This window comes from Catenibacterium sp. AM22-6LB, assembly GCF_003435615.1.
Lineage (GTDB): Bacteria > Bacillota_I > Bacilli_A > Erysipelotrichales > Coprobacillaceae > Catenibacterium > Catenibacterium mitsuoka_A.
The window spans coordinates 8,934-34,666 of sequence record NZ_QTUM01000024.1 but is presented as its reverse complement, the minus strand read 5'-3'; the positions used below and the strand labels follow the sequence as shown (position 1 = coordinate 34,666).

Below are 25,733 nucleotides of genomic sequence, written 5' to 3'. Positions count from 1 at the left end.
TTCGTGAGAACTTACATTATCTCGATGTGAGTATATTTAATCACATTTTGAGTGGCAGTTAGCTATGATAAAAGATGTATTAGACTATTTTAAAACTATTTGTAGTATTCCTCATCCTTCAGGACATGAAGAATTACTAGGCAATTATATAGAAGAATTTGCACAGAATCATGAACTTGATTATGCAAGAAATGAAATAGGGGACATTATTATTTATAAGGAAGCAAGTCCTGGATATGATGATCATGCACCTATTTTATTACAGGGTCATATGGATATGGTAGCTGAAAAAGATGTAGATAGTAACCATGACTTCCTCACTGATCCTTTAGAAATCTATGAAGAAGATGGTTATTTACATGCAACAAAAACAACTTTAGGAGCAGATGATGGTGTGTCAGTGGCTATCATGCTTGCTTTATTAAGTGATAACAGCTTTAAACATCCTCGTTTAGAATGCTTATTTACTGTTCAGGAAGAAACAACTATGGATGGTATTACTCATGTAGATAAGAATTGGATTCATGCTCGCAAGATGATTTCTTTAGATGGTGATGTAGTAGGAGAAACAAATGTTTCTTCTGCAGGTGGCGTTCAGTTAACTATTAGAAAGAATGCGACATTTGTAGAATCTCATGATCAGGGATATAAATTCTATGTAAAAGGATTACTAGGTGGTCATTCTGGTGATGCGATTAAAGAAGGTAGAGGTAATGCAATTAAGATTGCCGGACTTGTACTAAAAGCATGTTTAGATAATGGCTTTGATATTCGTTTCTCTTCACTTAATGCAGGACAGAAGTCTAATGCAATCTGTAGAGATGGTTTATTTACATTCCAATCTACAAGTAATAAAGAAGAATTGAAGGCTTTTATTCATGAAAAAATGGAAGAACAGAAGGCTCTTTATCCATTAGAACCTTTAGATTATACATTAGAAGAAGAACAGAGTGGTCATGTAATCTTAGATAGTGATGCACTAATTCATTTTCTTGCGTTATGTCCATATGGTGTAGAAAAGTATTCTTATTACTTCAATCATTTTCCAGTTCTTTCTTTGAACTTGGGAATTATGGAAACAACAGAAAAGGCTGTAGAGCTTATTCTATTATTACGTAGTGAGAATGAAATCAATCTTAAACTACTTGTAAATGAAGTAGAAACATTAGCTTCTTTATTTGGTTTAAGTGTGACATCATCAGATGAGTATTATGGTTGGAGCTATGATCCTGATTCTCAGTTACGTAAGTCTTACAAGGAAGCTTATAAAAAAGCATATGATAAAGAACTCAAAGAAGTACCGACTCATGGTGGATTAGAAACAGGTTATATGAGTCGAATATTTCCAGATATGGATATTGTGACTATGGGACCAAACTGTATTGATATTCATACACCACAGGAAAGATTAGAAATCAAAACACTTTATGAAGTCCATGACTTCCTAAAGAACTGGCTAGGAGAATTATAATGAAATGTGATATAGCGAAAAAATGTGGAAGCTGTCAGTTTATTAATCAAGGATATGTTAAGTCTTTAGAATATAAGAATGAAGAATGTAAGAAGATTTTTAAGGATTTAAAGGTCAATGTACACCCAGTCTCAGGTATGGAAGATCCTTATTACTATCGTAATAAGACAATTATTGCCTTTGATAAGACATATAACTATGGTTTATATGAAGAGAATTCTCATCGTATTATTCCTTATAAATCTTGTCTCATTCATGATCAGGAGACAGATGCAATTATTAGTAAAATAGCTGTACTATTTAGAAAGTATAGAGTTTCTATCTATGATCCACAAAGAAGAAGAGGGGAAATTAGACATATTCTTATTAGACGTGCAGTCAAGACAAATCAGACATTAGTTGTCATTGTATCTAATGAAGCTATCTTTAAAGGTTCTAAGAACTTCTGTAATCAGCTTGTGAAAGCTTTTCCTTCTATTAAGAGTATTGTCTTAAATACAAATAAAAGACAGACAAGTATTGTATTAGGTGAACAAGAAAAGGTTCTTTTTGGGAAAGGTTTTATTGTAGATGAACTATGTGGAATGACTTTTAAGATTTCTCCACGTTCTTTCTATCAGATCAACCATGATCAGTGTGAAGCATTATATAGTAAAGCTTTATCTCTTATTACAGTTAAAGATCCTAAAATCATGGATACATATTGTGGTATTGGGACAATAGGGCTTATTGCGAGCAAGAATGCGAAACAGGTTATTGGGGTAGAACTTAATAAGGATGCCGTGAAGGATGCAAAACTGAATAAAACTTTTAATAAGGTTGAAAATATTAAGTTTATTCAGGGGGATGCGACTGAATTCATGGTAGAAGCAGCAAAACATAAAGTAGATGTAGATGTGATTATTATGGATCCACCAAGAAGTGGTTCTACTGAAACATTTATTAAAGCAGCTGTTTCTTTAAAGCCAAAAGAAATTGTTTATGTTTCTTGTGATCCTCATACACAGGTAAGAGATTTAAAGTTATTTAGAAAACTAGGATATGATTTTAAGGATGTATATCCTTATGATATGTTTCCATTTACGAGCCATATTGAGACAATAGCACTGCTGTCAAGAGTGAACCCTAGCAAGAAAAAATAATATTGATATAAAAAGGCTTATTTAAGGACTAACGTGAAAATGTCCCTAAATAAGCCCTTTATTTTGCTTTTAAAACTGTTTTGTGGGAACATATCATAATAGTAAGTGTGAAATGCTCCTATTGTTAAATTAAAAGGTGTTTTACTGTATTATGTAAAGCAGAAATACACTAATGTTATCTTTCTAGCTTGTAATCGTTAAGCTTCTCCAAACAGCTTTTCAATCGTAAAGATAATTGATTTAGATTTTCTGAGATGAGTTCTTTATACAGATATATCCGACTGCACATCTTCCACTGCGTTCTGTCAGTACCATCTTGCTTCGTTCAAGTTTAAATCCATTTTTGTCTTTCGTATATGTGCAGGTAATACCTGTCCCTTAGATGAGATATCTTGACGATTTCGCAACCTGTTTGTAACGTCCGGAAACTTTTTTATACAATACCGTATTAAGTGTATTGTCATTATGCTTTTACATATAGGTTCTGCCATTTGATTTGAACGTCCGCGATGATGCCTGCACCGTTGTCGTCCTGACATTGGTTATCGCAAAACATCCCAGAACCATAAACAATAACAACAGACATAGTTTCAAATGCTTTCTCTTTGTGTTTTTCATTTTCTTTTTTCTTTTTCGTATTTTTTCAGTTCTTTCAGAGCCTTCTCACCCTGTGGGTAAAGAATGATGATATTAAAGATCGTCATCAGTCCGATTCCAACATCACCAAGATCCCACACAAATGTATATGTTGCAAGGCCGCCGATGAACAGCATCACAAGCGCCAGTACTTTGTATGCAGTCTGTGAAGCCCAGTTATCTCCGAAAAGATATGCAACATTGCTTCTCGCATAAAAAAGGATGCCCAGAAACGTTGAAAAACTGAATAAAAACAGCGTCGCCGCAATAAAGATCACACCAAAACGGCCAAGATGATATTCCATTGCTGTCTGCAGAAGATTCATTCCGGAAAGTCATGCAACTTTTCCTTCCGGCGCAAGCAGCATGATAAATGCTGTACAGCTGCAGATCACGATCGTATCCACAAATACCCCGAGTGCCTGTACCAATCCGGCTTTGACCGGCTGGTCACATTCTGCTGCTGCTGCCGCACACGGAGCAGATCCGGAACCTGCTTCATTAGAAAACAGTCCACGTTTGATTCCATTCATTAGGACTGCGCCAAAACCGCCGGCTGCTGCCTGTCGGAATCCAAATGCTTCCTCAAAAATTCTTGCAAAAACACCCGGCAAACTTCCAAGATTCATTACAATGATCAGAATCGTGATTGCAAAATAGCATACCGCCATGACCGGCACTACCATATCCAGGATCTTAACTGTCGCATCTTTACGAAGCACTATCACAGCAGCCACAGCAACAAGTACTACCGTCATATAGATTGGCGGAATGGAAAATGCATTTTTAAATGAAGAAACAACAGAATTGCTGATCACTTGACTAATACCGCACCAGCAGATCAGACCGGAGATTGCAAACAACACAGAAATCACCACTTTGTTTCTCTTTTTCTTCTGTTTTTCTTCTACATATGCATGAATATAATACGCCGGACCGCCGCGGTAACCTCCGTACAGCGGATCTTTTTCTTTATAAAGCTGTGCCAGTGTCGCTTCAATAAAAGCTGTTGATGAACCGATAATTGCCGTCACCCACATCCAGAAAACCGCACCGGCGCCGCCTGCCGAAATTGCCGCAACAACACCGACCAGATTTCCCATACCGACACGGGTTGCCGTCGAAACGATCAGTGTCTGAAATGAAGACAGACTGTTTTTTTCTTGTTTTTTTTCAACCAGTGCCTGCACCATATCCGGGAACAGGCGAATCGGCAGAAAACGCGTCCGAACCGTAAAATAAATTCCTGTAGGAATCAGTAATATAATCAGAAGCGAAATCCCCAGAGTGCTGCCACCCGGCAGTGGAATCTGCACCAGATCTCCCCACAGAAAACTATATACTTTCTCAATCAGAGTAACTATCATACTTTAAACCCTCTTCCATACTCACAACATCCGGGATACATGCTGCTCACGTCATCTACAACAGCCTGATTCCCGGACAGATACCATAGTATAGCCCATATTAACCCTTAAACGCAAGTACTTTTGAGTTTTTGGCGGTCTGAGAAGAACTTCACAATCCGGATTGTAACCGTGTGCAATTCGAGGCGGTTAGAAGTGAGGCGGGACTAAACAGATTTGTTATGACACCGACCAAATGGATTGAACAGACAAATGCTATTTGAATAGTGTCGAAAGCAGGCAGGTATGGTGGAGGAACTTATGCACATAGTGATATTGCTATGGCATTTGCAACATGGATTTCTCCAGAATTTCAACTTTATATTATGAAAGAATATCGCAGACTGAAACAGGACGAAAATAGTCGCCTGTCATTGGATTGGAATTTGAACAGAGCATTATCAAAGGTGAACTATCGTATTCACACAGATACAGTAAAAGAAAATTTGATTCCACCAGAACTAACACCGGAACAGATTGCCTATACATATGCCAGTGAAGCAGATTTTTTAAATGTTGCTTTATTTGGACAAACTGCAAAGCAATGGAAAAATAACAATCCAAGTAAAAAGGGTAATGTGCGTGACGATGCAAATTTAAATCAGTTATTGGTATTGGCAAATAAGGAGAACTATAATGCAATTTTAATTGAACAGGGAAAATCTCAATCAGAAAGACTCGTATTGCTTAGAAATTTGGCAATTAATCAGATGGATACATTAGCCAGTATTAATTTATCAGCGGTTTCGGCGCTTCCGGGAGGTGATATGTAAATTGAAGAAAGAAAAAATCAGAGTTTATTTATATACCCGTGTTTCTACAACCATGCAGATAGACGGCTATTCTCTAGATGCACAGAAAACAAAAATGAAAGCCTTTTGTGATTATAATGAGTATGAAATTGCCGGTGAGTATGAGGATGCAGAAAAATCCAGTAAGTCAATAGAGGGAAGAATTGCCTTTAATCAAATGATGGACGATATCAAATCAGGAAAAGATGAAGTGTCTTATGTCCTTGTATTTAAGCTTTCCAGATTTGGAAGAAATGCGGCAGATGTTCTTGCAACATTACAAGTGATGCAGGATTTTGGTGTAAATCTGATTTGTGTAGAGTATGGAATTGCAGCAGCGCATTTTGATGGTATTGAAAAAACGATATAGAGGAAACAATGACAAACAAAGAAAAAATTAAAAAAATTCAGGCTGTCATTGATCATCCAGGAAGAGAAAGAACTTATTATAGTTTGCTTGAAGATTTGGGTGACCTTAAGGGTAACTACGCGGATTACATGACAACAAAACCAATCAATTGTAGTGAGGAATTACAGCGTGTGGCAAATGCAGATTATGTATTATGTACTGCATTGCTTACTGCAATTCTAAGAGAAGATCATTTTAGTAATGGCTCCTTCGAGCACAGACAACGCGCCGGTCAGGTTGATGAAATCCTTAAAAGAATGGTAGCAGAATTGAATAAATCAAGCATAATGGCAGTATTGGTCGCTATGATCAATACTGCCATTTTATATTGAATTTTGCAGTAATTTTAGTTAATCCAATTTTAAAGGGCTATGCATAGAAAATGGAAGAAGAAGCATGATGTGGTGGTTCGTACGATCAATGAGTATATTAAGAATGGTTGGCAGCATGCTGGCAGCTATGCAGGCTAACAAAAGTGCAATATTGATCATACAACAGCAGGCAGATACAGATGGTAATGCTGATTCGGATGATGATTTTATGATGACGTTATTGCACAGAGCTCATTGAATTGGATGGAAAAAGATTGATGGCAGAATCCGACAGCATAGAATACAGTTTAGGAAAATATCGCATGATTAATGGAGAAATTTACCGCCAAAAAGCGACGGCAGCAATTAAAAGTGTTTGTATTGTAAGAAGCAATACATAGTGGTACACTATAAGAAACAGGAGGTGCATATTATGGCGACAAAAACTGCAAATGTAACAGCGCGAATTCAACCGAATATAAAAGAGCAAGCAGAGGCAATTCTTGACAGACTTGGAATTCCTGTATCTGTATTCATAGATATGACTTACAGACAGGTTATTATGCGTGATGGAGTACCATTTTCACTTGATATTCCGGATAAACTTGTTACAAGAGATTCTATAACACAAGCTGAATTTGATACGATGATGCAGACCGGTCTTGCACAGGCAAAAAAGAACGATTCTGTATCTGTTGATGAGGCTTTTAGTCAATTAAAGTCGAAGATATAGTGCATGAACGAATATGAGGTAAGGGTAACAAGGCAGGCATTAGAGCAGGTAAAAGAGATAGTACATTATATTTCAAATGATCTAATGGCACCGGATGTAGCAGATAATCTACTTGATAAGATGAAAGCAGAGATTACTAACTTGTCGAGTTTTCCGAAAAAACATGCCTTGATTGATGAAGAGCCATGGAGGACTGAGGGAGTACGCAAGATTGTAGTTAAAAACTTCCTGATTTATTATTGGGTTGATGATGAAAATAACAGAGTTCAGGTAACAGCAGTTATTTATAGCAGGAGAGATCAGACCAAGCAGCTAAGTAATATGGATATGGAGTAATGGCTTAATCCATAAGGATTACTATAAAAGTATATAGTTGCAATTACATAAAACTAAATACACGCAATGAAAGAAGCAGATATGTGGAAATATGCCATGTGTCTGCTTTTTTCATGCAATTATATATCCCACACCGCAGGTGTGTACCAGCAGGGTATTAGGGGAAGCCACCATTAATGAGATGGTTTTTCGTAACACGAAAACCGTATCTCGCCTAACATGTTACAGGAATTTCACTAGTAGCAGAAGTTGATTTACAAAAGAATGACAGAGTGATTATCGCAGCAAAACAGATAGGAAGAATTATATGAGAGTAGGGATGTGTATGGGCCAACAAAGGAAGCAGGGTAAGATTCCACAGAATGTTCAATTGCGAATTGGACAATTTGCCAAGCTGTAATAATTTCCTCAAATACTCTGGTATAAGGCCTTCGGTGTAATCTCCTTCTTTGTAAAGTTCTATATCGTCACCATCGGATATCTTAAGTCCGCAGATCTGCAATTCACGCAATAATTCTTCGGTTTCCATGTCGCTTGCAGAAAGTGAGAGCGTAGATAATACCACTGTCAGTGTGTGGGTGTGTACAGTTTTTATAATATCCCCAACGATGTCAATTGCATCTTTAGCAGACGGACTAGTTTATAGAAAAGCTCTGTAAGTTCCTTATCACTATCAAGCTCCCTTAGCAAAAGTACAGGATATCAGCTGTTTGCTTTCAAATCTTCAATATAAAGCGCATCGTGAGCGAAGGAACAGTCACCATCTGAGTGTTGGTATCTTACTTCTATGCGTGCTTTTATGCAGGAAGATTCACGACACATTACAAGGCCGCCATTTTTACCAAGAATCATATATTTATAGTCAAGGAAATGAGAAATCTTAGTTGCTACAATTTAAAAAGCTATGCATAGAAACTGGAAGAAGCATGATAATGAGCATATTAAGAAGATTAAACTCTCTGGAATTTTCAAATAGTTTAAATGGAAGGAACACGCAAGGTTGTGATACCAAGCATTATAATCCTCAATTAATCGTTGCAGTAAGCTTCAATATCAATTCCAAGTGCATGGTGAGTAAGAATACGTTGGTAGAGGATTAGATGTTATGGAATATAGATATACATCAGGAATATACAGGAGATGTTCAACTAATTTTATAAGATGACAAATAAAATAACCCTCCTAGCCCTGATGGCTAGGAGGGTTTCGTACAATTATGCAATATTCTTAATAAATGATTGCATCATCAACTGTGAATCCATCAAGTGAGTTTTCTTTCACCTGAATGCAAATATAAGTGATACTCGAATCATTTGCAGCAAAGAATTGACGCTTTGCTGCAGGGCTGATTTTTAACCAGTCACCTGCAGTAATTTCAATAGTATCTCCATCAATGATAGCAGTTCCTTTACCGGAAATAATCCCATAGATTTCTTCATTATTTTTATGAGAATGAACGAAAGGAACACCTGCACCAGCAGGAAGAGAATTAATACTTACTTCAGCACCAGTTAAAGAAAGTACTTCATGAAGTTCTGTACGACCTTCATTACCAACATTGGTTTTTGTATAGTTTGACATTTGAATTACCTCCATTTTTATTTGCAACCTTGTTGCTTGAGTATAGTATAATCATTTACACACTCTAAAAAAAGTACGCACCTTTTTGTAACTGTACATAATAAAATGAATATACTATAATATTTATGAAACGAGGTGACTGCATATGAAGACAAAAAAGGAGCTTCCAGAATGTCCTGTCGCAACATCAGTGTCTTTAATTGGTGGTAAATGGAAGCTATTGATCATAAGAAATTTGAAAAGTCGTCCATGGAGATTCAATGAACTTCAAAGAGATTTAGATGGAATTTCTCAAAAAGTACTAACTGATAGTCTGAGGCAGATGATAGATGATGGCCTTGTGTATAGAAATGATTATCATGAGAATCCACCAAGAGTTGATTATGGACTGACTGATCTTGGAAAAGAGATGATGCCGATTATTGATGCATTGGCAGATTTCGGTAATTATTATAAATCAATTATTGATTAAACCCCAGACTCCCAATCACTGGATTGAATTCCAGTGGTGAGGAGTTTTTGTTAATTATATGTATCTTTCATCATCGACCTATATTTTTATTTTATCCTTCGCAAACGCATTTTCTCTTTCCTTTTTTTACACAAAATAGCATAAAAAGACGTTACAAATAATATGAATCATTCCTCAAGCCCATGAACCAAAAAGAACAGATCAACACAAAACTTACTGTGAAAAAGACTGGGAAGAGTAGTAAGATTGAATGGGTATGAGAAACAAATCAAAAACAGAGACTTATCATTCTTGCGATAAGTCTCTGTTTATTTCTTTCTTCAAAAGATGAAGATTACTTAGGGTTATATACCTTTTTTAGGAAAAATCACAGAATTATTTTCATATTTTGCTTCAAAAGTTGCCTGGATAGAAAGTTTCATAAATAGTTTTCTGTCTACGTCGCTGACCATAACCGATGTATGAGCCTGACATCCTTTTAGATTAGGAAGCTGTTCCAATGCTTTTTGAGCGTTTGGGTCAGAAGCTGCGCTGACAGACAGTGCGATCAGCACTTCATCCATATGCAAACGTGGGTTTTTGCTTCCAAGATACTGTGTTTTTAAAGTCTGGATTGGTTCAATTGCTGCAGGTGAGATGACTGGCTGACTGTGTGGAATACCAGCAAGCTCTTTGAGTGCATTTAAAAGGAGTGCTGCGCAAGGACCAAGGAGATCTGTAGTCTTACCTGTGATCATGCGGCCATCTGCAAGCTCTAATGCTGCAGCAGGAGCTTCTGTTTCTTCTGCACGAGAAAGAGCGACATCAACAACTGGACGATCATGAACCGTAATACCAGCCTGGTTCATAAGCATCTCGATTTTATATACTTCTTCCTCAGAACATTTGCCAGCAAGAGCGCGTCTTCTTGCATCGTAGTAGCGACGGATGATTTCCTGACAAGAAGCATCCCTACATGCGGCATCATCACAGATACAATTTCCGGCCATGTTAACTCCCATGTCTGTAGGAGACTTATAAGGGCTCTGTCCATAAATGCGCTGGAACATTGCATTGAGTACTGGGAAGATTTCTACATCGCGGTTATAGTTAACTGTAGTCTTTCCGTAAGCTTCTAGGTGGAAAGGATCAATCATATTAACATCATTTAGGTCTGCAGTTGCAGCTTCATATGCAAGGTTAACTGGGTGCTTCACTGGAATATTCCAAATTGGGAATGTCTCGTATTTAGCATAGCCGGCACAGATGCCTCTTTTATGCTCATGGTATAGCTGGGAAAGACAGACTGCCATTTTACCGCTTCCAGGTCCAGGTGCAGTAACAACAATGAGTGGACGAGACGTTTCGATAAACTCATTCTTTCCATAACCTTCATCACTGACAATATGTGGAATATTAGAAGGATAGCCTTCAATCGGATAATGAAGATATACCTTAATGCCAAGCTTCTCTAATTTGTTTTTAAATAAGGAAGCGCTCTGCTGTCCGCTGTACTTTGTAATAACGACACTTCCTACAAACAGACCATGTTCTTCAAAAATAGACATCAAACGAAGGACATCTACATCATAAGTGATGCCAAGATCTCCACGTACTTTATTCTTTTCGATATCTTCTGCGCTGATAACAATCACAATCTCAGCCTGGTCGCTTAGTTGCATTAACATACGCATCTTAGAATCAGGCTGGAAACCTGGGAGTACACGAGATGCGTGGAAATCATCAAATAATTTTCCACCAAACTCTAGGTAGAGCTTGTTGTCAAATTGAGCAATGCGTTCGCGAATATGAGCAGACTGCATCTGTAAATATTTTTCATTATCAAATCCTATGTTCATCATTCTATCCTCTTTCCTATAATCTTATTTTTAAACAGTTCATTCTATATTGAACCAACATTTAAAACTACCGTCTAACAATATACTACGGAATGTGGGAAGTTTACAATCTTTTTATAATCTTTTTTGTGCTACTTGTTTAATACTAAAATTGTATTTGAATTCCAAAAAATCACAGGTTAGTGAAAATTAAATTTCAATAGTACCTATTAAACGGCGTTCTTGAAGCTGAACTGATCACATGGATTCTCAATCTGTTCTATAATTAGATTAGAAATCAGATGGAGATATTCCTGACTGTTATGATATCTGCATTTACATAACAGAATATCAGTGCAGGAAAATAAAAGAATTGTATCGGCAGTAAAATATGGTATTGTGATGACGTTTACATTTGGAATTAAGCGTTGTATACTATGTCAGTTTAAATATGAGTCAACGACATCATTTTTCTCCGCAGATACAGCAGCTATTCATTAAGCAGGGCAATGGTTTTAAGCAATATGTTTCTGTAGTAGATAGAAAGCCAAAAAAATCTAAATTAGAGGTGATTTAATGAATGAACTATGGGATAGGATTATAGAAGATTATAAAATAGGAAGAGAATGTCTAGTGTATTCAAAGAAAAAAGATTGCTGGATACGTCAAGAAGACAAAGGAATGTATCATTTATGGACAGCATATTATTCTGCTCTTAATGCAGAGGAAAAGAATCATCTGTTCTATGCAAGAGTTCTTTCGTTGATGGGATGGGAAATGCAAGCAAAAAGTTCTAACTATGAATTGTTGAATAAATATTATAAGCCTGCAGTGGAACAATACACTCTAGCAGTGGAGGAGAACCCTAATTGTGTTTATCCTAAAGAAATAGAAAATGTTAGAAAAAGTTATGAGTACTATAAATATATTGTTGAAAAAAGCAAAATAAGAACTGATTCAGGTTATTACAACGCGATTAAATTACTAGAAGGTCATGAATGTTTAAATGAATTTTCGTTTCATGATAGCAAGTTCATCAGTTTAGAATGTAATGATCAATCAGCCGTATTGAAGCTACAAGATGGCGATATTTATCATTTTGAGTTTAGTAATATTTACGATATAGAGATGAATTGTGATCTACTCACAGCATATGTAAATGATTTTGCTATATATCAAGCTGTACCTGATTTAGAAACGATTGTATTTGATATAGAGTTTTTGAAAATTATTTGCAAGCATATCAAAGTACGTTCATGATTATGCTATTGCTATTATCTTTACTAAACGATAATGAAGAGAATTAGTTAACTTTGAAGAATTAAATAATTCATCGCTAATATATTAAATACCATCTGAGGAGTTTGATTTTAGATAATAGTAGATGGATATTAATTATATTTTTTGAATACCCACAAACCACAGGTTAGTGAAAATTAAATTTCATAAGCACCGATTAAAAGGCGTTCATGAAGTTGAACCAGACACATGAATTTCCCATCTGTTCTATAATTAGTTTAGAAATCAGATGGAGGTATAATCATATGTCAAACAAAGTATTAAAGCCTAAGAAAGCTTCTCTTTATCAGTTCACTCAGAAATATTCCAACAATATTGATAACTGCATTGAATTCTTCAAATTCGTGAAATGGCCTGACGGATTCTCATGTGATCGTTGCGGATGTCATAAGTATTACCTAGTCAAACGTGTAGGAAAAACCAAGACTTCATATGTTCTTGAATGCAGCTCATGCCATAAGCAGCATTCACTGCTTTCAGGCACTATTTTTCAGAGTTGCAAGCTTGATCTATACAAGCTTCTGTTAGGTATCTTCCTTTTCTTTAATAAAAATAAAGGAATCAGTGCAGTAGATTTATGTTCAATACTAGACGTTAACTATAAGACGGCACTTCTTCTTGAAAGCAAGTGTAGAATTCTTATGTCATTAAGCAATTCAGACAAGCTGCTCAACAGCCTTTTCTATGAGGCAGATGTCTTTAATATTGGCGCAAAATCCAAGAATAAAGCGGGTCGTGCAAGTGAGCAGAAACCTGTTTTGGGCATTCTATCTACAGATAAAGAGAATAACTATCCCCGGTTTATTAAGTTAAGACTCATCAATGATTATACTGGTCTGTCACTTAAGAAAAACATAGAACAGTGCTGTGTATTATCACATGCTGCATTGCTTAATACAGATGGCGAGAAAGGCTTTAATACATTAGGCGCAGAAATACAGGTAAAGAACGAGAAAATCAGCTATGAAGAAAAGAATCATAGACTACTCTGGTTAAATATAATAATCGGTAATATTAAAAATAATATTACTGGGATATATCATGGAATAGCTAAAAGAGAGATGCCTTTATTCCTGAATGAACAGGAGTATAGTGGTACTACGTCAAGAAAAAGTACCAGTCAAACTGAAATTTCTTTACTAATTCAATTACTCTTTACATAACTTTTTTCATATTGATTTGGACTTTGATAATTACAGTGACTATGTATTCTTACTGTGTTATAGAATGTCTCTATATATTCAAATATTAACTTATATGCATCTTCATAATTCTGAATTTTATACTGATTTAACCACTCCCTTTTTATTAATGAATGAAACGATTCTATGCATGCATTGTCCCATGGACATGCTTTTTTCGAATAGCTTCGTTTCTTTTTTTCTGTTATTTCCTTATACAGTTCACCTGTGAACTGTATTCCTCTATCACTATGTATAATTACTGGTTTTCTTATATTTCTTCGCTTCTGTGCTATCTTTATTGCTTCTAGTACTGATTCTGCTGTCATATCCTTTGTAAGCACCCATGATATGATTTTTCTTGAAAACAGGTCCATTACGCTTGTTAAATAAACAAAGCCATCATCATATGTCCATATATAAGTTATATCTGTACACCATGCTGCATCTGGCGATGCGGGATCAAAGTCTCTTTTCAAGATGTTTCTTAATCTGTTAGAGAAGTTCTTTGATACTGTTGTTTTTGTCCATGGCTTTATGTAATGTGCTTTTATATGCATTTCATGCATATAATTGCCTACTGTTTTCTCCGATATCACATGCCCTTTTTTCTTGAGCTCTTCGGTTATTTTTGGCGCACCATAAATCTCGTGGCTTTCCTCATGTATTTTGCTGATTTCTTTTTTTACAGACTCCCTGCGCTTGCTGGATTCTGAGGGCTTTCTGCAGAGCCAGCTTTTAAATCCACTTCTCGATACACCAAGTATTTCAGTTATAGCTCTTAAAGAGACACGCCTGACATCTGCAGTTTCTTCCAGATATTCCTTGATAGCCTCATAAAGTACTTTTACTGGCTGCTTATAATGCTCATAGCTTTTTTTAATATTTCAACAGCATCTTTAAGATCTCTGTTTTCTTTTTTTAGACGTGCTAGTTCTTTGGCTTCATCACTTGAAAAATTGCCTGATCCTCTGAATAAATTACTATCTTCATTTTCATTCTTTGCATCATCAAACTGTTTGCACCATCTATGGATTGAACTATTGGAAACTCCTAGATTATCAGCAACCTGTTGAAAAGTAAGTTCAGGATGATCCTTTCTATATTGAACTGCATCCAATTTAAACTGTTTGTCTATCACTTTATTTTCCGACATGTTTAACACCTCTATTTTCATGTTTCAGACTAGTATTCTTTCGAATGTTTTTCAATTCTTTTTTTTAGATATTTTCTCTATTTGACTGGCACTAAATTTATACTAGCCCCATAGATTTAACCATAGAAATATGGGAAAGACTGTTATGGATAAAATCAAGAAATACCTACAGAAATCATTTCCTATCAGTCATAGACAGATAGTATATATCCTGAATATTTCTGCTCCTCATTTCTCTTAAATCGTCACCTGTAGATTATGGGTATTCAAATTATATTTTTGTTTAGAAAACTTATTGTTATGTTCTGGTATTTACCGGCATGATATAATTAAATCACCAAAGAAGGAGGAATCATTTTGAAAAAGAAAAATGATAAAATAACCATTCGTTCTAGTGCAGCAGAATACTTAACATATGTTGCCTCTGTAGGTGATCAGCAGGACAGTATTGAAATGCGCTATGAAGATGAGAATATATGGTTAACACAAAAGATGATGGCCACATTATATGACGTTAGTTTACCAACGATAAATGCTCATATTAAGAAGATTTATGCAGATAGTGAATTAGAAGAGTCCGCAACTATTCGAAATTTTCTAATAGTTCAAACTGAAGGTTCACGTAAAATCACTCGTAATACAAAGCACTATAATCTTCAAATGATTATTGCAGTTGGATTCAAAGTAAAGAACGAGAGAGCTGTACAGTTTCGCAAATGGGCTAATGGTATCGTTAAGGACTATACAATCAAAGGTTGGGTCATGGATGATGAACGTCTAAAAAACGGTGGATCAGTGCTTACAGTAGAGTATTTCGACCGTTTGCTTGAACAGATTCGAGAAATTCGTATATCTGAACGTAGATTCTATCAGAAGATAACAGACATCTATGCTACATCTTTTGATTACGATCGAACAGCAGCAACAACAAAGCAGTTTTTTGCAAAGGTTCAGAATAAGATGCATTATGCAATTCATGGACATACAGCAGCAGAGTTGATTTATGAACGAGCAGATGCAGAAAAGCCCCATATGGGATTAACTACTTGGGCTGCTGCACCAGAAGGTAAGATTCTAAAAAGCGATGTGACCATTGCGAGGAATTATTTGAGTAAAAAGGAAATGCGTTCTCTAGAACGTATTGTATCTGCTTATCTTGATTTGGCAGAGGATCGTGCAGAGCGTCATATTCCAATGACAATGGAAGATTGGTCAAAACGTTTAGATCTATTCCTCATGGCTGATGATAGAGATGTTCTTCAGGATGCAGGTAAAATAACTGCAGAGATTGCTAAAGCAAAAGCCGAAACTGAATTTGAAAAATATCGTATCATTCAGGACAGATTATTTATGTCCGATTTTGATAGGTATATTTTGGAACTAGAAGAGAATGCAAAGAACTAGGATTATTGCTTTAAAATTTTCTAGTAAATTGTTCACGAGATAGAGATGAATTGTGATCCACTCACAGCATATGTAAATGATTTTGCTATATATTAAGCTGCACCTGATTTAGAAACGATTGTATTTGATATAGAGTTTGTGAAGATTATTTGCAAGCATATCAAAGTGCATAAATGCTTGTAATACAAACTGGATTTTTTAATAGAAAACTTATTCTTATATTTGTCATTATGATATAATTAAGTTGTCAAAGAAAGTGAGGATCTAATTTGAATAAAAATTGAAAGAGAAAACAAATTTTACCCTAAAAAAGTGCATAAAGCCCCTTTCCCCAAATGGAAGGCTATTCTATTTGAGGTGAGTTCGTAGATTCTTTTCTGATGAGTTGTAGAATCTCTGCTTCAGACAAGCCAGTGTGGCTGAGCTGATTGAAGGCATTTCGTAAATTGTTTTTTACGTATTCGATTCGTTGCTTCTTTGTTGTTTCAACATCTGCCATATCTGTTGGGTTAAATACTTCACCAGTTTTTAAAAGGTGATATACAGCAGTAAGTATTTTTCTCGCAATCGCAATGATAGCTCGTTTCTTACCGCGCCTTTTAGATATCTTGTTGAATTTGTCTGCGTAGTAATCGCAGTTCTTATCTTTTACGGCGGCATGTGCAACCTGAACAAGACAAGGCTTAAGATAAACACCAGCTTTTGAAATCTTAACTGATTTCTTTTTGCCGGCTGATTCATTACATCCAGGAGCTAATCCAGCCCATGCAGCAAGTTTGCGATGAGAGGACCACTGAGACATATCAGTGCCGATTTCAGAGATAATGGTAATAGCAGATTTTCTATTGATTCCTGGTATTGTACAAAGAAGCTGTATGTATTCTTCGTAGTTGGCAACCATCAAGTCGATATGGTGCTGTATTTCATCAAGTAGAGAATCTAGATATTCCATATGTTTCTGAACAATTCGAATTCTAGCCTTTTGAAACTGATTTAGCTGAATACCTTCAACAGCACTTAGGATGTCTTCATGAGATGCTTTACAACCGGCATGAACTTTAGAAAGAATATCTTCACTTGTATATGGATTATTTGATAAAATAGTATCGACAATAGCGGAAGCAGATTTACCAAAGATATCACTAAAAACAATATCAAGTTTACAGTTTCCAGTAGTCAAAGCATTTTGGAAACGATTCTTTTCAGAAGAACGCATATTGACAAGTTTATACTGATAGCGGGTAAATTCCCTGAGGATGCGGATATCCTTTTCAGGGATATAGCTGGATCTGACAATACCAAATTTAAAGAGGTCAGCAATCCATTTGGCATCCTTATTGTCATCCTTCTCACCTTTGATAGCCTTGACCCATTTAGGATTGGCAACAACGACATTAGAAATATGTCCTTCTAATGCATTGTATACAGGGATATAGTACTTGCCGGTTGATTCCATGCATACATTTTGACAGTTGTTTTCAATAAGCCAATCCCTGAATTGAATGAGCTGGTTATTGAAGGTTGAGAATCTTTTTTTAATGTACTTGGGTTTGACGGATTCAGAAATGCAGATAACAGCAACAATGAAAGATTTGTGCACGTCAACACCACAAGATCTAGGGTAAACAATCTCCATAAACAAAAGGCTCCTTATAAGAATATAGAGAAGGAGCTCAGTGACTGACTGATCAACACTAAAAGATTAAACTCAAGTCAATGATTAATCTGCAGACTTAAAAGACATACTCATGTGTGCTTGAAAAGATCAGCCTTGCACTGGTTAATATACTGTTTTGACTTGAACGAGTTGCAAGAATCTACAACTCACCTCGCCGTGCTTTGTAGTGTAAGACTCCTTCAATTAAAATATAAAATAAGATGCCTGTACAAACAAGAATTATTCATTACTATGTGTACCTTGGAGCCGCAGGCGGAAAGGAATGGAAGGTTAATATGAATAATAAAGGTGTTGGTGTTATTTTCTGTCTGATATCCGCAATTCTAGTTTCTGCAAAATACATATCAGCTGCTATGTTCATGAGTAATGTTGCTACAAAAGATGCTTCTCTGTTTAAAAAAGGATTAGAATATGTAGGACCATTTCTATCAATAGAAGCCATCCTAGCAATGATCATTGGTATTTTGTTTTTAGGATATGGATTGTATATTGATTCAAAAAAATAATAATACAACATTAGACATGCACCTATCGTATCTGATAGGTGTTTCTTAATATTAATAGAAGGGGGGGAGGATTAAATAGTATGTTACAAAAAAACATTAAACAAGTCATTATTTCTCTTATATCTGAATTGGATTTTTATTTTGTAGAAAATGGATTTCTTAGAAGAAGCAATAGCCTTACATATATTAGAAAACTAGATGGTGTAACTCAAAATGTAGAAATAGTATTCTTCTCTAACCCTTCATATCATCCAGGTGCATTAGCACATATATATCCTCATATGCAGATTTATATTCCTTCAGTGAATGGTATTACCAAAGAATACGCAAGTCATCTCATTCCATCTAAATGGTTAAATCAATTTATAATCAGACAACCAATACAAATATATTCTAATTCAGGAGGCTTCTATTTGCTGGATGTTAATGATTATGAATCACTAAAAGACCACCTATTGGATTTTTTTGAAAAGAACGCAATACCGCTATTTAATGATTTAATGAGTGAGAAGGATTATTTATTACTTTATGAAAACAAAGACAAACGAATCATATGGGATGATAACCAATATTTATATATTGCAGCTGCTTATCTTATCAATCATGATTTAAACAAAGCGAAATTAGTGATTAAAAATAGATTTAGTAAAAAAGGATCAAGAAACAAATATAAAGAAGTGTTTGAATACTTTGACAATTTAGAAAAATGATGTATGAATATCAGATGTGATCATATTATGACAGCAAGAAGCTTTAGTGTGTTTGCAACAAAAGAAGACTTAATCTCTATATTTAATGATTTTCAACAAAATAATGAAATACAATATTTTAAATGTGGGTGCAATGATGACTTGATAAAAACATCTAATATAACTAAAGAAACACATTTTGGGTTGAATATAAAAGGTAATCATATTAATAATCAATGGCTTGTATGTTTAAGTAATACGACTCCTCTAAAAAGAAAAAATAAGTTCTGCTTAGATAATATATTTTTCACAGATCAGGAACTCAATAAGGCTTCTATTGTGATTGATATAGGTGGACACTATGAGAATCAAGCTTTATTTCCAACAGAAATCAGTACAATCTGGTATGAAAATGAAATATCTAAAGATCTTTATACAATGATGAAAAAATCATGCAAGAAATATAGCCATAAATATAATGGTTGTCTTATTGGAAATGATGCATATTCAAAAAGAGAATCTTATCGCTTTTGTACTATAAGTATTGATAGTCCATCAATGTATGATTTAAAATATAAGTAGTTACATATTAAGCACAATGATTATAGAGGAACGGATGAGGACATATTATGAAAAATAACGATGAAATTAAAGTAAAAGAAGAATCAGGAAATATATCTGAAGTAACAGAAGAACTTCTACTAGATGCAAGATCATCTCTTGAAAACAAGAAAACTATAAGTGTTCCTATTGGGAAACTATCATCTCTAGGTGCAGGTGTTTCTTCACTTATTCCTGCACTGCATACAGTTACGACAACTACTACTTTTTCAACTGATAAATTATATAGAATCGCAAATCAAGCAACGGGAGATACCTTAAAAATGGCTAAGGATGGAACTGCCTGGGGTGCTATGAAGACACAGGCAGGAAAATCTAAAATGGCTAAATTAGCTGAAGCGAGTCCTCTTTCTGCTACATCTCAAGCTGTAGTTCCAATAGATCCTGCTACTATAATGATGGCAGTCGCTTTATATTCTATTGAGAAAGAACTTGGAGAGATTGCGAAAACACAAAAACAAATATTGTCGTTTATGGAATTCAAAGATGAGGCAGATATTGAAGGTGATCTTGAAACAGTCAATGAACTTCTTACTAATTATAAGTACAACTGGGATAATGAAATGTATGTTTCAAATAGTCTTAAGATGGTTATGGATATAAAAAGAACCGCGAGAAGTCATATGCTATCACATCAAAAACAAATTACTGAATGTCTTTCTTCAAAGAAATTATTAGTTGGACAAGAACAAGTCAAAGAATCTTTATCTGACTTAGAGAAAAAATTTAAGTATTATAGACTTTCTTTATACACATATTCTCTATCATCTATGATGGAAATCATGCTTGGTGGTAATTATAAAGAAGAGTATATTGCAAGTATTAGAGATGAGATTATAGAATTTTCAAAAAAATATAGAAATCTATTTAACGAAAGCTCACTTTATATTGAAAAACTTGGAGATAATTCTGTTGAATTTAATGTCGTAAATGGCTTAGGTATAGCAGGAAAAGCAGTTGGTAAAATGATTGGTAGCATCCCATTTATTAGCGAAGGACCTGTAGATGAATTGCTCCAAGAGGGTGGAAGCCAGTTAGAGAAAACTGCAAAAGAAATGAAGATGGATGCTGTTCATCAATTTGCATCATTAAGTAATTCAGGTACACATGTTTTTGTTGATAAAATGGAAGATATGATTCAGATTTATAACCATACTGAAGAAATCTGTTTTGATGATAAAGAGATTCTTTTGGTTGTAAATTAAAAATGTTTAAAGGCAGTTTGAACATCTACACACTATAAGTATCCTTATAATCTCTTTAATAAGATTGTTTTTATTAACATCTAAAATAACAAATCTAAGATTAAAAGTATTATTTGTAGATTATGTGTATTCAAATCATAAGTCATCTAAAGTGGTTTCTCACCATTGAATTAAATTTCATGTGTGAGAAACCTTTTTATAATATGTATAAAATAACATTTAATTGTGTATGGACATTTAATATTTTGATATAATTTATTTACTAGCGATAGATTGGAGGTTAGTATTCATGGATAAAAAAAAGAATATATTAGAAGCTTGGATAATGGTAGAGCATTTATCTGAAGGTGATATCAATTCAGAAGATAAACATCTAAAAAAAATAAGCTCATATATAGACGACTATTATACATTATTTAAGAATGAAATATTAGGGAAGACTAGTAGCAGTGATAAAAACGGTGGTATTGTATTATACTTTAACATTTTTCAATTTAAAAATGTTATTTCGCTTTTGAGAGAGCAATTTAAACTTGATGAATCAGACGAAGACATAAAATTAGGAGATAAGTTTTCTTTTGCAGTTTATTTCGATAAGGAGCTCAAATTATCTGATAACGTGGCTTTCTTTACAGAGAGCTATTACATTCTAAAAAATAAAAAAGTTCCTAAAGAAAAAGAGTTTTTAGAGTATGAAGAAGAAAATAAAACTTATATTAGAGAATTATTTGAGTGTTCTGAAGATGAGAACTACAAGGAATTCTTTAATAATGCTTTTGCTAAATTAATTAAGAAATACTCATTAGATCTTGAAAAGTGCAGAATGAAAGTATCAGATAATTTAAAATCCGATAATACAAATTTACATTCGTTTTTTATTAAGGACTTAGAAAAGGCAAAGAATGCAGATTCAGAAACCCTTAATAAATATTTATTAGGCGCAGAGAATGAAAAGATTAAGAATAGAATTGTTCTTGATAGTAAAAAGGATAAGGAAAATTATAATCCAGATGCTTTTTATGAAATTTTGCAACCTAAGAATTATCCATTAGCACGTTTTCCAAGCAATCTTGATTATGCATTATCTCTTATGCAGCAGGTAGCTTTAAACTTAGTGACAGGATATGATGATGAGCAAATGCGTAGCGTAAATGGTCCTCCTGGAACCGGGAAAACCACTCTATTAAAGGATGTATTTGCACAATTGATTGTTGACCAGGCATATGAAATTACCAATTTAAAATATAAGAGAATAACTGATAATATACATTATTGTGATAAGTCAAAAGTTGGAATAGGTAAAGTACCTAAATCAATAGCTGATAAAGGTATAGTGGTTGCAAGTTCTAATAATACTGCAGTTCAAAATATTGTAAATGAATTGCCATTATGTAAAGAAATAGATGATACTTTTAGTAAAGAAATACGAGAAGCAGATTATTTCTGGAAGATCTCAAATTCAGAATCTCACACTAAGTCTAAAAAGACAAAAGAAAATGAACGAGTTATAGAAGATAAGTTCTGGGGCCTTTTCTCGAAAGAAGGTGGAAAAAAACAAAATATGGATGGTATAATTAAATCTTTGGAGGATGTTGTGAAACATTTGAAAAAAGACTATGAATCCAATCCTAAAGTATATGATAAATTTAGAGAACAATACAAATCATTAGTAAAATATAGACAAGAAAAACAGGATATTTGTACAAAATACTTGTCATTAATACAACAAGGTATTAATGAGCATCCATATGAATTTCAGAAAAAATCTATTATGGGGTTTCTTAAAGATATTTGGAATAAACTAAAACGAAAACATCAAATAAATAGTGTGACCCAAAATGATAATAATAAATCTAATATTGCCAATAAGGGAATAGAGGTGGTATCAACTGAGAAGGATGTATTAATAAAAAAAATGAATGATATGTCTGTTAAAGCTTTAGACATGAATGAAAATTATCAAGAACTTCAAAAAAGCAATCCATGGTTTGATAGAAAATTTAGAGAAAAACAGGCAAGATTGTTTATCACTGCATTAAAAGTTAGAAAACAATTTTTATATGAAAATCTAGAAAGTATAGAAGAAGCAATTGAAATTTGGAATCAACAGTATAAATATCGTAAGAATAAGGATTTGATTAAAGAATCATGGCATTGGATTAATATGGTTATACCAGTTATTAGTTCTACATTTGCTAGCATAAATTATATGTTTAAAAATCTAGGTGAAAACACTATAGGATATTTATTTATTGATGAAGCTGGACAAGCATTACCACAAGCAAGTGTAGGTGCAATATCTAGGAGTAAACAGGTTATGGTATTAGGTGATCCAGCACAAATCAAACCAGTTCTTACTTTAGATTCTTCAATTCTTGGTATATTGGGAAAACACTATGATGTCTCAGATAAATATCTATCTGATAAAGCATCTACTCAGACTTTAGTTGATAATATCAGTAAATATGGTTTTTATGATGATAAAGGTGAATGGATAGGTATTCCTCTTTGGGTGCATAGAAGATGCAGAAACCAGATGTATGAAATATCAAATATAATTTCTTATGAAGGGAATATGGTACAAGGTAGAGATGTTGACGGTAAAGTAGATTGGTATGATATTTCTGGAAAAGCATCTGATAAATATGTTAAAGAACAAGGAGAGTTTTTAAAAAATAAGATACAGGAACTAATAAATCAAAATCCAAAACTTGTTGAAGGAGATGATAAGATTTTTGTTATTTCCCCGTTTAGACACGTTGCAAATGAACTACAAAAAGAACTTGCAGATTTGTTAAATACTATATCTAGTAAAAATAGTAATAACAAACCAATTAGCATTGGTACTGTTCATACTTTCCAGGGTAAAGAGGCTCCTATTGTATTTTTGGTATTAGGATGTGATGAAAGTAATAAAGGAGCTGCTAATTGGGCTATGGGTTCAGAAAATCCGAATATTATGAATGTTGCAGCAACAAGAGCTAAAGAAGAATTTTACATCATTGGTGATAAAAAATTATTCAAAGAACTTGGAAGTGATGTTATTAAAAAAACACTTGAAGTCATTGAAAAAAGTAACAATGAAAATGTAGAAAAACAATGCGATTAAGAGAATTATTATTGAAATTATTTCTTGTTTTGAATACCCATAATCTACAAGTAACGATTTAAGAGAAGTGTGGAGCAGAAATATTCAGGATATAGACTATCTGTCTATGACTGATAGGAAATGATTTCTGTAGGTATTTCTTAATTCTATCCATGACAGTCTTTCCCATCTTTCTATGGTTAAATCTATACTCCTGTTCATTCAGGAATAAAGGCATCTCTCTTTTGGTTATTCCATAATATATCCCAGTAATATTATTTTTAATATTACCGATTATTATGTTTAACCAGAGTAGTCTATGATCCTTTTCTTCATAGCTAATCTTCTCATTCTTTACCTGTATTTCTTCATTTAGCGTATTAAAGCCTTTCTCTCCATCAGTATTAAGTAATGCATCATGTAATAATACACAACACTTTTCTATCTTTTTCTTATGTGACAGACCAGTATAATCTGTGATGAGTCTCAATTTGATGAACCTAGGATAGTTGTTTTCTTTATCTGTAGATAAAATGCCAAGAATAAGTTGCTGCTTATGACATGAGCTGCATTCATGACCATATGAAGTCTTGGTTTTTCCTACACGCTCGACTAGGTAATACTTATGGCATCCGCAATGATCACATGAGAATTCATCAGGCCATTTCATGGATTTGAAGAATTCAATACAGTTATTGATGCTATTAGAATAGTTCTAAGTGAACTCATATAGAGAAGCTTTCTTTGGCTTTAATACTTTGTTTGACATGTGATTATACCTCCATCTGACTTCTGATCTAATAATAGAACAGATGGAAAATCTATGTGTCTGGTTCAACTTCATGAACGCCGTTTAAACAGTGCTTATGAGATTTAATTTTCATTAGCCAGTGGTTTGTAGGTATTCAAATGGATATTATTTTCTGCAATATAACTTAACGAATCATTTTTTATACGTTCATGACAATTTTGATTCGTTTATGACAAAATAGTTAATTAGTAAAAAAATATATGTAATATGAGTAATTGAGATAGGGGAATCTAATAATCTTCTAGAAAGGAGGAAAGTGTGAAACAAAAATCAATCAAAACGTATAAAAAAAGACAAACTTAAAAATTAGTTTGAATAATTTAGAAAAAATAGAATAATTGAATATTACGGTTTAGTTAATTTAGAAACGTCAAAACCTGATTTCTTAAGAAACTCAATTGCTGATTCTTCTGTTAAAACTTGTTGCTTTATAGGTGGATTAGGATTTCTAAATGATTCATAATCTGAAGGATTAAATGTCTCTCCAGTAAGAATCATATGGTATATGCTGACAAGCATCATTCTTGCAATTGCGATAATGGCTTTCTTGTGGCCTCGTCTCTTTTTGATACGAGAATACTTAATTCCAAAATAGCCCTCCTTATCTTTGATTGCTCCAAGAGCACACTGAACTAATAAAGGTTTTAAATATTGACCTGCTTTAGAAATACGAACTGATTTTTTCTTATTAGCACTTTCGTTATTTGCAGGTGCTAATCCAGCCCAACAGGTTAGCTGTTTATCTGATTCGAATTGTTTCATATCTACTCCGATTTCTGAAATAATAAGAATTGCAGATAAAGTGCTGATACCTGGTAGTTGGGTGATGTGCATGAATTGATCGAACATTGGTGCTGCACGTTTCATCATTTCGATTTCACAGTTATCAATATGGACTTGTAATTCTTCCATATGAGTCATTGACTCATTCATTTTAAACCTTTGATCAGTTTCGATATTGCAGTGTTTAATGGAATCTAGAATCTTATC

General features: G+C 34.1%; 24 protein-coding genes and 1 pseudogene. 17 read left to right on the top strand and 8 right to left on the bottom strand.

Going from position 1 to position 25,733, the window contains the following annotated elements; all coding sequences use genetic code 11:
- The first annotated feature begins 64 nt into the window (after positions 1–64).
- Positions 65–1,471: a beta-Ala-His dipeptidase gene (gene pepD, locus DW269_RS06780; RefSeq protein WP_117459090.1), complete on the top strand. Its 1,407-nt coding sequence runs from the start codon at positions 65–67 to the stop codon at positions 1,469–1,471.
- Positions 1,471–2,613: a 23S rRNA (uracil(1939)-C(5))-methyltransferase RlmD gene (gene rlmD / locus DW269_RS06775; protein ID WP_117459089.1), complete on the top strand. Its 1,143-nt coding sequence runs from the start codon at positions 1,471–1,473 to the stop codon at positions 2,611–2,613. Before pepD ends, rlmD begins: the two co-directional genes overlap by 1 nt.
- 614 nt (positions 2,614–3,227) lie before the next feature.
- On the opposite strand, the pseudogene DW269_RS06770 reads toward rlmD, so the two are convergent.
- Positions 3,228–4,616 (bottom strand): annotated as a pseudogene (locus DW269_RS06770) (alanine/glycine:cation symporter family protein).
- Positions 4,617–4,882: 266 nt separating this feature from the next.
- Between DW269_RS06770 and DW269_RS06765 the strand changes: the two are divergent.
- From DW269_RS06765 to DW269_RS06745, 6 genes are all read left to right on the top strand, one after another.
- Entirely contained in the window at positions 4,883–5,428 is a 546-nt protein-coding gene (locus DW269_RS06765) for a KilA-N domain-containing protein (protein ID WP_117459088.1), read from the top strand.
- Between the two features lies 1 nt (position 5,429).
- Positions 5,430–5,816 (top strand): recombinase family protein, encoded by a 387-nt coding sequence (locus tag DW269_RS06760; protein WP_117459087.1) that lies wholly within the window; start codon positions 5,430–5,432, stop codon positions 5,814–5,816.
- Between the two features lie 8 nt (positions 5,817–5,824).
- Positions 5,825–6,187, top strand: coding sequence for a DUF6508 domain-containing protein (locus DW269_RS06755; protein ID WP_117459086.1), 363 nt, complete (start codon positions 5,825–5,827; stop codon positions 6,185–6,187).
- 88 nt (positions 6,188–6,275) lie between these two features.
- Entirely contained in the window at positions 6,276–6,425 is a 150-nt protein-coding gene (locus DW269_RS12615) for a hypothetical protein (protein WP_158546326.1), read from the top strand.
- A 174-nt stretch (positions 6,426–6,599) separates the two neighbouring features.
- Complete coding sequence (locus DW269_RS06750) at positions 6,600–6,899, top strand: type II toxin-antitoxin system RelB/DinJ family antitoxin (protein ID WP_117459085.1); 300 nt, start codon at positions 6,600–6,602, stop codon at positions 6,897–6,899.
- Positions 6,900–6,902: 3 nt separating this feature from the next.
- Entirely contained in the window at positions 6,903–7,235 is a 333-nt protein-coding gene (locus DW269_RS06745; RefSeq protein WP_117459084.1) for a type II toxin-antitoxin system RelE/ParE family toxin, read from the top strand.
- A gap of 1,227 nt (positions 7,236–8,462) precedes the next feature.
- Here the strand turns inward: DW269_RS06745 and DW269_RS06740 are convergent.
- The gene (locus tag DW269_RS06740) at positions 8,463–8,816 is read right to left on the bottom strand and encodes a cupin domain-containing protein (RefSeq protein WP_117459083.1); all 354 of its coding nucleotides are present in this window, start codon (positions 8,814–8,816) and stop codon (positions 8,463–8,465) included.
- A 145-nt stretch (positions 8,817–8,961) separates the two neighbouring features.
- Here DW269_RS06740 and DW269_RS06735 point away from each other — a divergent pair, with 145 nt between their 5' ends.
- Entirely contained in the window at positions 8,962–9,288 is a 327-nt protein-coding gene (locus DW269_RS06735; RefSeq protein WP_117459082.1) for a helix-turn-helix domain-containing protein, read from the top strand.
- A 344-nt stretch (positions 9,289–9,632) separates the two neighbouring features.
- On the opposite strand, the gene DW269_RS06730 is transcribed toward DW269_RS06735, so the two are convergent.
- A complete protein-coding gene (locus tag DW269_RS06730; protein WP_199410017.1) occupies positions 9,633–11,129 on the bottom strand; it encodes a DUF1846 domain-containing protein in 1,497 nt (498 codons plus the stop codon).
- A 552-nt stretch (positions 11,130–11,681) separates the two neighbouring features.
- On the opposite strand from DW269_RS06730, the gene DW269_RS06725 reads away from it, so the two are divergent.
- Both DW269_RS06725 and DW269_RS06720 read left to right on the top strand, forming a co-directional pair.
- Positions 11,682–12,365, top strand: a complete 684-nt coding sequence (locus DW269_RS06725; protein WP_117459081.1) for a hypothetical protein — start codon at positions 11,682–11,684, stop codon at positions 12,363–12,365.
- A gap of 284 nt (positions 12,366–12,649) precedes the next feature.
- Entirely contained in the window at positions 12,650–13,567 is a 918-nt protein-coding gene (locus tag DW269_RS06720) for an IS1595 family transposase (protein ID WP_117459080.1), read from the top strand.
- Here the strand turns inward: DW269_RS06720 and DW269_RS06715 are convergent.
- Both DW269_RS06715 and DW269_RS06710 read right to left on the bottom strand, forming a co-directional pair.
- Entirely contained in the window at positions 13,549–14,403 is an 855-nt protein-coding gene (locus DW269_RS06715; RefSeq protein WP_117459079.1) for an IS3 family transposase, read from the bottom strand. The two genes, DW269_RS06720 and DW269_RS06715, sit on opposite strands and share 19 nt — an antisense overlap.
- Before the next feature lie 29 nt (positions 14,404–14,432).
- Positions 14,433–14,741: a transposase gene (locus DW269_RS06710; protein WP_117459078.1), complete on the bottom strand. Its 309-nt coding sequence runs from the start codon at positions 14,739–14,741 to the stop codon at positions 14,433–14,435.
- A gap of 357 nt (positions 14,742–15,098) precedes the next feature.
- On the opposite strand from DW269_RS06710, the gene DW269_RS06705 reads away from it, so the two are divergent.
- A complete protein-coding gene (locus DW269_RS06705) occupies positions 15,099–16,145 on the top strand; it encodes a virulence RhuM family protein (RefSeq protein WP_117459077.1) in 1,047 nt (348 codons plus the stop codon).
- A gap of 343 nt (positions 16,146–16,488) precedes the next feature.
- Here the strand turns inward: DW269_RS06705 and DW269_RS06700 are convergent, their stop codons facing one another.
- The gene (locus DW269_RS06700) at positions 16,489–17,781 is read right to left on the bottom strand and encodes an IS110 family transposase (RefSeq protein ID WP_117459076.1); all 1,293 of its coding nucleotides are present in this window, start codon (positions 17,779–17,781) and stop codon (positions 16,489–16,491) included.
- 317 nt (positions 17,782–18,098) lie between these two features.
- Here DW269_RS06700 and DW269_RS06695 point away from each other — a divergent pair, with 317 nt between their 5' ends.
- The 5 genes from DW269_RS06695 to DW269_RS06675 all read left to right on the top strand — a co-directional run bounded on the left by DW269_RS06695 (position 18,099) and on the right by DW269_RS06675 (position 23,953).
- Positions 18,099–18,329, top strand: a complete 231-nt coding sequence (locus DW269_RS06695; RefSeq protein WP_117459075.1) for a hypothetical protein — start codon at positions 18,099–18,101, stop codon at positions 18,327–18,329.
- An 80-nt stretch (positions 18,330–18,409) separates the two neighbouring features.
- Complete coding sequence (locus tag DW269_RS06690; RefSeq protein ID WP_117459074.1) at positions 18,410–19,039, top strand: hypothetical protein; 630 nt, start codon at positions 18,410–18,412, stop codon at positions 19,037–19,039.
- Positions 19,040–19,042: 3 nt separating this feature from the next.
- Positions 19,043–19,600 carry a hypothetical protein gene (locus tag DW269_RS06685; RefSeq protein WP_117459073.1) on the top strand — a complete coding sequence of 186 codons (558 nt, stop codon included), beginning with the start codon at positions 19,043–19,045 and terminating at the stop codon, positions 19,598–19,600.
- Positions 19,601–19,647: 47 nt separating this feature from the next.
- Positions 19,648–20,844 (top strand): hypothetical protein, encoded by a 1,197-nt coding sequence (locus DW269_RS06680; RefSeq protein ID WP_117459072.1) that lies wholly within the window; start codon positions 19,648–19,650, stop codon positions 20,842–20,844.
- 289 nt (positions 20,845–21,133) lie between these two features.
- Positions 21,134–23,953, top strand: coding sequence for an AAA domain-containing protein (locus DW269_RS06675; protein WP_117459071.1), 2,820 nt, complete (start codon positions 21,134–21,136; stop codon positions 23,951–23,953).
- A 58-nt stretch (positions 23,954–24,011) separates the two neighbouring features.
- Here DW269_RS06675 and DW269_RS06670 read toward each other — a convergent pair whose 3' ends face one another.
- Both DW269_RS06670 and DW269_RS12610 read right to left on the bottom strand, forming a co-directional pair.
- Positions 24,012–24,620, bottom strand: a complete 609-nt coding sequence (locus DW269_RS06670) for a transposase (RefSeq protein ID WP_255413847.1) — start codon at positions 24,618–24,620, stop codon at positions 24,012–24,014.
- Positions 24,621–25,088: 468 nt separating this feature from the next.
- A partial coding sequence (locus DW269_RS12610; protein ID WP_233503278.1) for a transposase occupies positions 25,089–25,733 on the bottom strand: 645 nt, incomplete at its 5' end.

Bases quoted from the DNA above. Each gene is read 5' to 3' on its own strand.
- pepD (WP_117459090.1), top strand. From the start codon at position 65: ATGATAAAAGATGTATTAGACTATTTTAAAACTATTTGTAGTATTCCT.
- rlmD (WP_117459089.1), top strand. From the start codon at position 1,471: ATGAAATGTGATATAGCGAAAAAATGTGGAAGCTGTCAGTTTATTAAT.
- DW269_RS06755 (WP_117459086.1), top strand. From the start codon at position 5,825: ATGACAAACAAAGAAAAAATTAAAAAAATTCAGGCTGTCATTGATCAT.
- DW269_RS12615 (WP_158546326.1), top strand. From the start codon at position 6,276: ATGAGTATATTAAGAATGGTTGGCAGCATGCTGGCAGCTATGCAGGCT.
- DW269_RS06750 (WP_117459085.1), top strand. From the start codon at position 6,600: ATGGCGACAAAAACTGCAAATGTAACAGCGCGAATTCAACCGAATATA.
- DW269_RS06745 (WP_117459084.1), top strand. From the start codon at position 6,903: ATGAACGAATATGAGGTAAGGGTAACAAGGCAGGCATTAGAGCAGGTA.
- DW269_RS06740 (WP_117459083.1), bottom strand. From the start codon at position 8,816: ATGTCAAACTATACAAAAACCAATGTTGGTAATGAAGGTCGTACAGAA.
- DW269_RS06735 (WP_117459082.1), top strand. From the start codon at position 8,962: ATGAAGACAAAAAAGGAGCTTCCAGAATGTCCTGTCGCAACATCAGTG.
- DW269_RS06730 (WP_199410017.1), bottom strand. From the start codon at position 11,129: ATGATGAACATAGGATTTGATAATGAAAAATATTTACAGATGCAGTCT.
- DW269_RS06725 (WP_117459081.1), top strand. From the start codon at position 11,682: ATGAATGAACTATGGGATAGGATTATAGAAGATTATAAAATAGGAAGA.
- DW269_RS06720 (WP_117459080.1), top strand. From the start codon at position 12,650: ATGTCAAACAAAGTATTAAAGCCTAAGAAAGCTTCTCTTTATCAGTTC.
- DW269_RS06710 (WP_117459078.1), bottom strand. From the start codon at position 14,741: ATGTCGGAAAATAAAGTGATAGACAAACAGTTTAAATTGGATGCAGTT.
- DW269_RS06700 (WP_117459076.1), bottom strand. From the start codon at position 17,781: ATGGAGATTGTTTACCCTAGATCTTGTGGTGTTGACGTGCACAAATCT.
- DW269_RS06695 (WP_117459075.1), top strand. From the start codon at position 18,099: ATGAATAATAAAGGTGTTGGTGTTATTTTCTGTCTGATATCCGCAATT.
- DW269_RS06690 (WP_117459074.1), top strand. From the start codon at position 18,410: ATGTTACAAAAAAACATTAAACAAGTCATTATTTCTCTTATATCTGAA.
- DW269_RS06685 (WP_117459073.1), top strand. From the start codon at position 19,043: ATGAATATCAGATGTGATCATATTATGACAGCAAGAAGCTTTAGTGTG.
- DW269_RS06680 (WP_117459072.1), top strand. From the start codon at position 19,648: ATGAAAAATAACGATGAAATTAAAGTAAAAGAAGAATCAGGAAATATA.
- DW269_RS06675 (WP_117459071.1), top strand. From the start codon at position 21,134: ATGGATAAAAAAAAGAATATATTAGAAGCTTGGATAATGGTAGAGCAT.